At 56.4% G+C, this 739-nt stretch carries 2 protein-coding genes; both read right to left on the reverse strand.

Going from position 1 to position 739, the window contains the following annotated elements; all coding sequences use genetic code 11:
• Positions 1-485: YceI family protein (locus HB633_RS30615; protein WP_213781861.1), on the reverse strand; the 485-nt coding region annotated here is incomplete at its 3' end.
• Between the two features lie 29 nt (positions 486-514).
• The coding region (locus tag HB633_RS30620) for a YceI family protein (protein WP_213781862.1) at positions 515-739 on the reverse strand (225 nt) is incomplete at its 5' end.

The raw sequence follows: 739 nt of genomic DNA on the forward strand, positions 1-739 counted from the left end.
GCCGACGATTCCGTGCCGCACACTTCCTTCTTCAGCATCGGGTTCGTGAAGCACTTGAACGATTCGATCTTCAGGTTCACCGGCTTCGTCACACCATGAAACGTCAGCTCGCCGATCACTTCCACCGGCACATCGCCCTTGAACTTCATCGACGTGCCCTTGTAGGTCGCCGTCGGGAATTTTTCGGTATCGAAGAATTGCGCGCTCTTCAGTTCGCCGTCGAGCTTCTCGTTGCCGATGTTGATCGACGTCATGTCGATGGTCGCCTCAAGCGTGCCCTTCTTGGCTTCGCGATCGATCGTCACCGAGCCGCTGCTCTTGTTGAACTTGCCGCGCCACACCGAAATGCCGCCGAAGTGGTCGGTCTCGAAGCTCGGGTACGTGTGGTTCGGATCGAGCTGATACGTGACTTCAGCCGCCATTGCGTTAAACGATGCCGCCACGAACAACGCGCCTGCTGCCGCGATCAAAAGGTTCTTTTTCATGTGTTTTCCTGAATGGGTTTGGAGACGAATTATTTCTTGAGCGCGACGAGATGGAACTTGATCACGACTTCATCGGCGACAACGGATGTGTCTTTCCACTCGCCTGAACCGACATCGAACTGCGTGCGTTTGATGGGCAACGCGCCATCGAAAGTTTGCGTGGCGCCCTGCTGCGTGACGGTGACCGGCACCGTGACGTTCTGCGATTTGCCCTTGATCGTGAGCTTGCCGGCCACGTTGTACTTGTTGCCGCC

The organism is Caballeronia sp. dw_276 (genome assembly GCF_018449635.1).
In the GTDB taxonomy this organism is placed as follows: domain Bacteria; phylum Pseudomonadota; class Gammaproteobacteria; order Burkholderiales; family Burkholderiaceae; genus Caballeronia.